This is a genomic window from Proteiniphilum sp. (genome assembly GCF_034331125.1).
Taxonomy (GTDB): domain Bacteria; phylum Bacteroidota; class Bacteroidia; order Bacteroidales; family Dysgonomonadaceae; genus Proteiniphilum; species Proteiniphilum saccharofermentans.
In genome coordinates, this window is sequence record NZ_JAXQGC010000022.1 from 1 (window position 1) to 8,724 (window position 8,724).

Genomic DNA, 8,724 nt, shown 5'->3' on the forward strand with positions numbered 1-8,724 from the left:
AATGGCGCCGATGGTACTGCAATTTTGTGGGAGAGCAGGTAGCCGCCGTCCTTTACACAGTCAAGCCTCCGAAGTGAACTCTTCGGGGGCTTTTTTATTGCCATGGAACATTATCTTTATAAGCGAAATACCATCACCCTCAGTGGAAAATATAATTTACTTCGCAACAATTGCTTGAACAAGAACAAGAATAAAAATATGTAAACTTTTTGTATTCCGTTCAGCTTATGTTATATTTCGAGAATACAAGAGGCGCCTCGGAAAAGCCCAAACAAGCTTGGCTTTTCTCTCGACTTATGTTATATTTGTAGCGATTAAGACAAAACAATTGGCAATCGTCTTAAAAAAAATAAAAATAGAATTATTTTTTTAAACCTTAGTGAAAAAATGCGTCAAAGTGTAGTATTTCGGAAAAATAAACCATGAGCATATCAATACGTTCGCTGAATAAGGTTTACCCAAATGGTAACCATGCATTAAAAAATATCAGTATGGAGATCCCGACTGGTATGTTTGGGCTGTTGGGACCTAACGGAGCGGGAAAATCCACGCTTATGCGAATCCTTGTGGCCCTTATGGAACCGTCGTCCGGAGAAGTTGATGTATTTGGATATAATCTGCTGAAGGAGCGTAAAGAGGTGCGTGCTATCCTTGGCTATTTACCCCAGGATTTTCGTTTTTTTGCGAAATATAAAACACATGAATTTTTAGACTATGCTGCACGATTGTCCGGTATGAACAACAAAAAGAAACGTCGCCAGGCGGTTGATGAGATGTTGGAAAGTGTCGGATTGTTTGATGTGCGGGAACGGTATGCCGGAAGATTGTCGGGTGGGATGAAACGTCGTTTGGGCATCGCGCAGGCGTTGATTCACAATCCGAAATTGATTATCGTGGATGAACCCACCACAGGATTAGATCCGGAAGAACGTATCCGTTTTCGTAACCTGCTTGCAAAGATCAGTGAACAGGATGTAACGATCATTTTATCGACGCATATCGTGGGTGATATATCAAGTACCTGTAATTGCATGGCTTTGATGAACAAAGGCGAAATTGCTTTCTTCGGTTCGCCGGAAGATATGCGAAAGACAGCGGAAGGGAAAGTCTGGCGTATGCAAATCAGTGGCGACGACTTGCCCCTGATAGATAAAAAATATCCGGTTATTACTACCATACCATCCGGCACAGGATGGGAAATTCAGGTCGTTGCCGACGAGATAAAGGGCTACGATGCGGAACCCTATCCGCCCAATCTCGAACATGCGTATGTATATTATATGGAGAAAAAGCTGAACCGGTGGATTGATGGTTAGTAAGGTTGAAGCTGAATGACGTACGAAGAAAAGAATTGAAACAAGGGTTGAATGGGTATATTTTTTGAAACAAAGAGATAAAGCATGTCCAAACTGCACAATATACAGTCTGTTGCTAAGTACGAGAGTAAGCTTCTGATGCGAAGCTGGTTTTACCGTATCTTTCTCGTGCTGGCAATCTTGTTTTTGTGCATATTTAATTTTGCAACATTGGTCGCTGATGGTGGCGGATTTTGGCTGATGAAGGCATTGCCGGCCAACATCCCCTATGTTAACCTGATGTTTCTGAATACCGGACAGGCTATCATAGCCGTATTTCTGTCATCCGAATTTTTGAAATCAGATAAAAAGCTCGATACTTCCGAAGTTTTCTATGTGCATCCCCTTAGCAATGCGGAATATGTGATCGGTAAGATTTTGGGAAATATGGGGGTTTTTATCCGGTTAGACCTTTTTATCATTGTGTTGGTTGTTGCTTTCAATCTTATTTCAGGCGTATCCATCGACTGGATGGCTTATCTTGTTTATTTTCTGTTGATCTGTATCCCCACCCTGGTTTATATCTTCGGCCTCTCCATCGGACTTATGCTTGTCCTTAAAAGCCAGGCCATTACTTTTGTTGTTTTATTGGGATATATTGCACTTACACTGTTCTATATTGGTGATAAGTTCTATTACCTGTTTGATTATATGGTGTATAATCTGCCTCTGGTAAAATCTACGATCATTGGATTTTCAAATTGGGGAGCGTTGATCAATCACCGTATGATTTACCTTTTGCTTGGATTGGGATTTATTTGTTTGTCCATCTTCCTGTTCAGGCGACTTCCCAATACAAAACAGGGAAGTTATCGTTGGATTTTCCTGTCGTTGCTTTTCGTTGCCGCCGGGATATGGGCTGCATATAATCATGTGGTGTCCATCACCCAAGCGGCAAAAATGCGTCAATTATATACCGAAGTGAACAATCAATATGTGAACAGGCCGAAAATGGTGATCGACCATTATGATATCAGCCTGGATCAGCACCCTCAAACGATCTCATCGGAAGTGGAGATGCGTGCGGTAGCATTGGACGGAGCGGCTGTTTTCACGTTTTGCCTGAATCCCGGATTGACCGTGAGCGAAGTGACGGAAAATGATAAAGCGTTGTCATTTACGCGGGATCATCAAATCCTGTTGATTGATTTTGGACGTGAAATTGCGCAGGGAGATTCGGTTCGGTTTAAAGTGAAATATACCGGATCTATTTATGAAGACTTTTGTTATCTGGATATTCCTGCCGGGTTATTACAGGAGGAATATGCAAGAGAAATGTTCAAGATAGATAAGAAATACAGTTTTCAGGATAAAAACTATTTGCTTTTCACACCTGAAACTTATTGGTATCCACGTCCCGGCACGTCTTATAGTAGTGAAAACCCGGATTGGCAACAGGCTTATTTTAGTCATTTCCGTTTGAAAGTGAAGACGATAGATAATTTGAAAGCGTTGTCTCAGGGTACCATGAAATGGCCGGTCGTGAAAAGGATCGAGGTCGATCCCGATAAAACAGAAGAGTCTGACAGCGAGTTGACAGCTTCGGGAGAAGATGATCGTACTGTCAGGGATAGGTTCTCTCGAAGAGATTCAATCCGAATCTCTGGTCGGGAGAGGGGTACAACCCAAACCTTTGGTCGGGATAGGGATACAACCCGGGCCTTCGTCCGGGATTCGCTTCGTAGACAACGAGGAAATCGGGAGGGGAGAATCGATGCAGGAAGAAGCCAGGAAGAAGGAGTGGTTCGAGGTGAAGGTCGGGAAGGAAGAACGAGTAGGGAAAGAGGTCCAGATCGGGGAGAAAATCGTGGATGGGGTGAAGGAGGTAGAAGTCGTGAAGGAAGACCGGAAAAAGGAGAGAATCGCGAAAGGAGACCAGACAGAGGGGACGATGTAGGAAATAATCGAGGCCGGGAAAGGATTACGGATAGAGGGGCTGGGCAGGATTCAGCTGCGGTCAAAGGTAAGGAGTTGGTGGAAAAAAGGCCGAAAGTGATCACGGAAGTCTCCTACGACAGTATTTTTATTTATGAAACTGATTTTCTGACCCCATCCATCTCGCTTATTATCGGCGATTATGAACAGAAAAGTATTGATGTGGATGAGACACTTTTCAGTATATGGTATTTGAAAGGGCATGATTATTTTTCAACTGTGTTCGATCAGATCGCCGATACGATCCCGGCACAGATCAGAGAGCGCAGACGCTCGATTGAAATCGCCTATTCGCTTGATTATTCCTTTAGTCGCTTTTCTCTTGTCGAGGTTCCTGTGCAGTTTTACAGTTATGCGCGTACATGGACACAGGCACAGGAAGTGATGCAACCCGAGATGGTGTTATTCCCTGAAAAAGGCAGTCTGATCAATGATGCGGATGTGGTGAAAGGAATTCAGGATGAAAAAAACCGGGCAAGACGAAACGGACAGGAGATCAGCGATGAAGAAGCGGCTATGCGTGTTTTGAACCGGTTTACACGGTTGTTTGAGCGGACGGAAAGCAATGTTGACTGGTCGCAGGACCGGGGGACGGTGAATGTTTCCGTGAAACCGAATCCTTATTTTGTTTTCCCGCAATTGTATAATTTCAGGTACAATATTTTTTCTTCCGAGTGGCCGATTGCCAACCGCTTAATTGAACTATACCTGCAGGATAAAGCGGATAATAACAATTGGATCCGGCAAATGAACGGGATCAGCAATAATGAAAAAGCAAACTTGCTGATGGAGAAATCACCATTCAAAGAACTTCTTGCCGATGTAGAACAGCGGGATTTACTCGATAATGTCACTTCTCTGAAAGCCAATTATTTATTTGCTCACGCAGAGCGGAATGTAGGGTATAAGGAATACAGGGATTCGTTACGTGCTGTTTTGCAGCGTAATATATTTACCAACCTGAGATTCGAGAGCCTGTTGGATACCATGGGGATGATTGCTGATGTGGACCTGCGTGCTTCTCTTGGGGCATGGTATCATCCTACTCCTCTTCCCGTCTATCTCATCGGAACACCGGAAGTCGTTCAGATTACGAATCGTGGCAGGGAAGTATTTGTTGTGAAGCTACAGATTACAAATGATTCAGATCACGATGGGGTGATTAACGTGGAAATAAATATGGGAGGGGGACAAGGCGGTGCAATATATGATCCGCGTGCAAAGCGAAAAGTACCTTTCAAGGCGCGTGAAACGAAAAACTTAGTGTCGGTATGGGACGAACCGCCGCGTAATATCAATGTCAACACGCTGATATCGGCAAACCTACCCAGCGTGATCGATCTTCCGGTAAACAATATCATTCGTGAACGGAATAAACCGGTAGATGAAGAAGGTGATTTTGTCGTGGAAAACGCTTCCCACGACATACCCGGAGAGGTAATTGTCGACAATGAAGACTCGACACTGTTCGTGTTGTCAGTACCAGATGTCGTGGGGCTTTTGCCGCAATGGCTTGATCAGGTGGATGACAACTCGTTCCGCTATTCGGGCGTGTCGGGCTGGCGTCCACCGTTGCAGTGGACATTGACTACGAATGATAAATATTACGGTAAACATGTCCGCTCTGCTTATGTGATCAAAAGTGGGAGCGGAAGCCAGACCGCGACATGGAAAATTCCTGTTCCCGAGGCCGGACAGTACGACTTGTATTATTATGTCTACAAACCGGATGAACTTCGCAGAGGCAGGGGCAGAGGACCGGGTGGAGGCGGTCGTGGTCGTGGCCGTTCCGTAGGAGATGCCGAATATCATTTTAAAGTGCGATATGACGGTGATGAGGAAAATGCATACATTAATTTGCAGCGCTCGGAAGAAGGCTGGAGTATATTAGGTACTTACTTTTTTAGTAATGATACGGTACAGGTAGTTTTAAGTAATAATAGTAAGCTACGTACCGTAACGGCCGATGCTGTGCGGATTGTCAGAAGATAGTTTAAAAACAAATAATTATGGATACGAAACGGTTAAGGATAAAACTTTCCTGCTTACTGGTATTTTTCATGGTGACATCATTGTTACCAGTCACCTATGCGCAAGTGCCGTTAACCATTGAACAAGCGTTGGATATCGCGGAAGAGCATAATCCGGATCTGAGAGCATCGAAGCTCAGCCTTGAAAGGTATCAACAGAATCTTGTCGCGCAGCGAGCATCACTGAAATCCAGATTTTCATTGGATCTTAATCCGCTTAATTACAGCAGGTCAAGGAGGTTCGACAACAGGTTGTCCCAGTGGTATACCAATGAAACCCTTAACACAAGCGGAACATTTATGATATCACAACCAATCTTATTGACCGACGGTGAAATTTCACTTATTAATACGTTTGGCTGGCAGGACAATAAATCGACAGTGGAAGGTGTGGATAATAGTAACAGGGCATTTAGCAACGATCTTTATTTGCGACTGACACAGCCGATTTTTACTTACAATCGTCGAAAGATGGAATTGCAACAGATTGAGTTTGACTATGAAAACGCGGGCATACGATATGCCCTGCAACGGTTAAACACGGAAAGAAGCATTACCAATCAGTTCTATGCCGTATATATGGCTCAGAATAACCTGGCCATCAGTAAGGAAGAACTTGAAAATACGCAACAGAGTTTTGAGATCATCAAAAATAAGGTAGAGGCCGACTTATCGGCAAGAGAAGAGCTATACCAGGCGGAACTGAATCTCGCCAATGCACAATCGGCTGTTGAGGAACGTGTCGTTTCACTTGAAAACGCGAAGGATCAGCTGAAGCAAAGTTTAGGAATGCCGTTGAATGAACAGATTGCAGTGACTGCTGATATAGAGGTGAGTCCGATAGCCGTTGATTTGAACCGCGCTGTTCAGAGCGGCCTGAGTTCAAGAATGGAAATTCGGCAGCGTGAAATTGATATTGAACTGGGAGAACTTCAGATGATCCAGACCAAAAGCCTGAACGAGTTCAGGGGAGATATTTCACTATCGGTAGGGATCATTGGTGACAACGAAAGGTTTGGCAATATTTACGAGAATCCTACCCAGAATCCGCGTATAGCAGTAAGTCTTGCTGTTCCTATCTTTGATTGGGGCGAAAAAAGAGCACGGGTAAGGGCACAAAAAATAGCACAAACCATAGCAAAGTTGGAGCAGGAAAATCTGCGAGTCGATATCGAACTGGATGTGAGGCAAGTGTGGAGAAGGCTTGAAAATCTTCGTACCCAGATTGATATTGCAGAAAAAAGTGTACGCAATGCAGAACTTACTTACGATATTAACTTGACGAGGTATCATGAAGGCGATCTTACAGGTATGGAGATCAGTCAGTTCCAGACCCAGTTGTCTAACAGGAAAATGGCTTATGCACAAGCGCTTATCAACTATAAGATTGAACTGCTCAACCTTAAGATCCTATCTTTGTATGACTTTGAAAAGGATGAACCCATTGTACCGGTCAGGGAATTGGTAGAAGCTAATTATTAAATTTACTAACAAGAGAAATAAATATTTTAGTCATATGAAGTACAGGATCTTATTATCCGTGATAATTATTGCTTTACTTACGGCATGTGGAAATCAGACCCAAAGCAGTCAAAGCGATATTGAAACTCCTGTGTCGGTGCAGGAACTTAAAAAAGGTTCGATCAGTAGGTTGATCAATACGACGGGAACGGCGCAGGCGACTTACAGCGTAGAACTCAATGCCGAGATGAACGGATTTTACAACCTTCAGACGAATCCCTCCACCGGTAGGCCTTATAAACTGGGTGACGCGGTTAAAAAAGGGCAGCTGATCATACGGCTTGAAAACAAGGAGTATGAAAACGGGATCGCGCTCGAATCCAAAAAGCTGAGTCTTGAAATTGCAGAACAAGAACAAAGCAAACAAAAGGCGCTGCATGAAAAAGGGGGCGTTACATTAAGTGAAATGCGCAATACCGAGGTGAGAGTCACCAATGCCCGTTACGACCTTGAAAATGCAACCATAAATCTTGAGAAAATGAATGTGAGGGCTCCATTTGACGGAATCATCGTATCCCTGCCGCATTACACGCAACAGGGTCAGGTCACGCAAGGAAGTCTGATGGTTGGATTGATGGCCTATACACGTATGTATATGGATATCAATCTCCCGGAAAGTGCGATTGGATATGTAAAATCAAATCAACCGGTACACATTACCCATTATACTTTGCCTGATGATACGCTTCGGGGAGAGATAAGCGAATTGTCACCGGCTATCAGTACGGAAACGCGTACATTCAAAGGTAAAATATTGATTGATAACGACCGGCTGAAACTGCGTCCCGGTATGTTTGTAAAAGCCGATATTGTGGTAGATCAGGCGGATAGCGCGATTATTATTCCGAAAGACGTTGTCCTTTCAAGAAGGAACAGAAAATATGTCTATATCGTGGAAAGAAACACGGCCATTTTGCGGGATATTCAAACCGGGCTCGAAGATGAAGATAACGTAGAGGTTATCGAGGGACTGAAAGAAAATGATAATCTGATCATCAGGGGATACGAGACGCTGCGTGAAAACAGCCGTGTCAAAGTATTGAAATAGCCTGGCCGGTAGAGTAAATATATTTTTAACATGACAGAGTAAATGAGGAATATAGTCAGATTCGCATTAAAAAATCCCGTTACCATCAGTATGATCGTATTCGCGATCTTGCTGTTAGGGAAGATCTCGTACGACCGGCTAAGTGTGGATCTATTGCCTGATATGAATACTCCACGCCTCTTTGTGGAGATTGAAGCCGGGGAGCGCCCGCCGGAAGAGATCGAGAAAATGTTTATCGAAAGCATGGAGTCGATGGCTATCCGGCAAAGTGATGTCACACAGGTATCTTCCATTATCAGGGCAGGATCTGCCCGTGTAACGGTGGAATACGTGCAAAATAAAGATATGGATGAGGCTTTTCTCGATCTTCAGAAGGCTATGGCCCCGTTTTCCCAGAACCAGGATATTGAATCGGTCAATATCACTCAGCACGATCCGAATATGGCGCCGGTCATGCTGATCGCCATGTCTCACCATTCGATAACGGATATGGCAGAGTTGCGGAAAATGGCGGATAGCTATATACGTAATGAGCTTATTCGTCTCGAAGGGGTAGCCGAAGTGGCTTTGTCGGGTCAGGAAGTACCTGTGTTAACCATAGAGACCGATCCCTATAAGCTGAGTGCTTTCGGTATCACTATGGAAGAGATTGCCTCGAAAATCGAAACAAATAATCAGAGTATCTCAGGAGGACGGGTGAGCGAATTGGGGTTGCAGTACCTGGTGAAAAGTTCATCGTTGTTTACTTCCGAATCGGATTTCGGGAATCTGATCATCAGTTACTGATGTTTCGCAGTTAAAAATGAAGTTGATAATCAGAGGATAAGAGATAAAA

At 43.9% G+C, this 8,724-nt stretch carries 4 protein-coding genes and 1 pseudogene; all 5 read left to right on the top strand.

The features are described from left to right. Nucleotides 1-422 precede the first annotated feature (422 nt). Nucleotides 423-1,316 carry an ABC transporter ATP-binding protein gene (locus U2P89_RS05205; protein WP_019538068.1) on the top strand — a complete coding sequence of 298 codons (894 nt, stop codon included), beginning with the start codon at nucleotides 423-425 and terminating at the stop codon, nucleotides 1,314-1,316. 84 nt (nucleotides 1,317-1,400) lie between these two features. After that, nucleotides 1,401-5,282 (top strand): ABC transporter permease subunit, encoded by a 3,882-nt coding sequence (locus U2P89_RS05210; RefSeq protein WP_322190809.1) that lies wholly within the window; start codon nucleotides 1,401-1,403, stop codon nucleotides 5,280-5,282. A 17-nt stretch (nucleotides 5,283-5,299) separates the two neighbouring features. Continuing rightward, nucleotides 5,300-6,802 carry a TolC family protein gene (locus tag U2P89_RS05215; protein ID WP_416188613.1) on the top strand — a complete coding sequence of 501 codons (1,503 nt, stop codon included), beginning with the start codon at nucleotides 5,300-5,302 and terminating at the stop codon, nucleotides 6,800-6,802. A gap of 34 nt (nucleotides 6,803-6,836) precedes the next feature. Then, a complete protein-coding gene (locus tag U2P89_RS05220; protein WP_091909725.1) occupies nucleotides 6,837-7,889 on the top strand; it encodes an efflux RND transporter periplasmic adaptor subunit in 1,053 nt (350 codons plus the stop codon). 42 nt (nucleotides 7,890-7,931) lie between these two features. Next, nucleotides 7,932-8,672 (top strand): annotated as a pseudogene (locus U2P89_RS05225) (efflux RND transporter permease subunit); the annotation flags it as partial. Nucleotides 8,673-8,724: the final 52 nt, after the last annotated feature.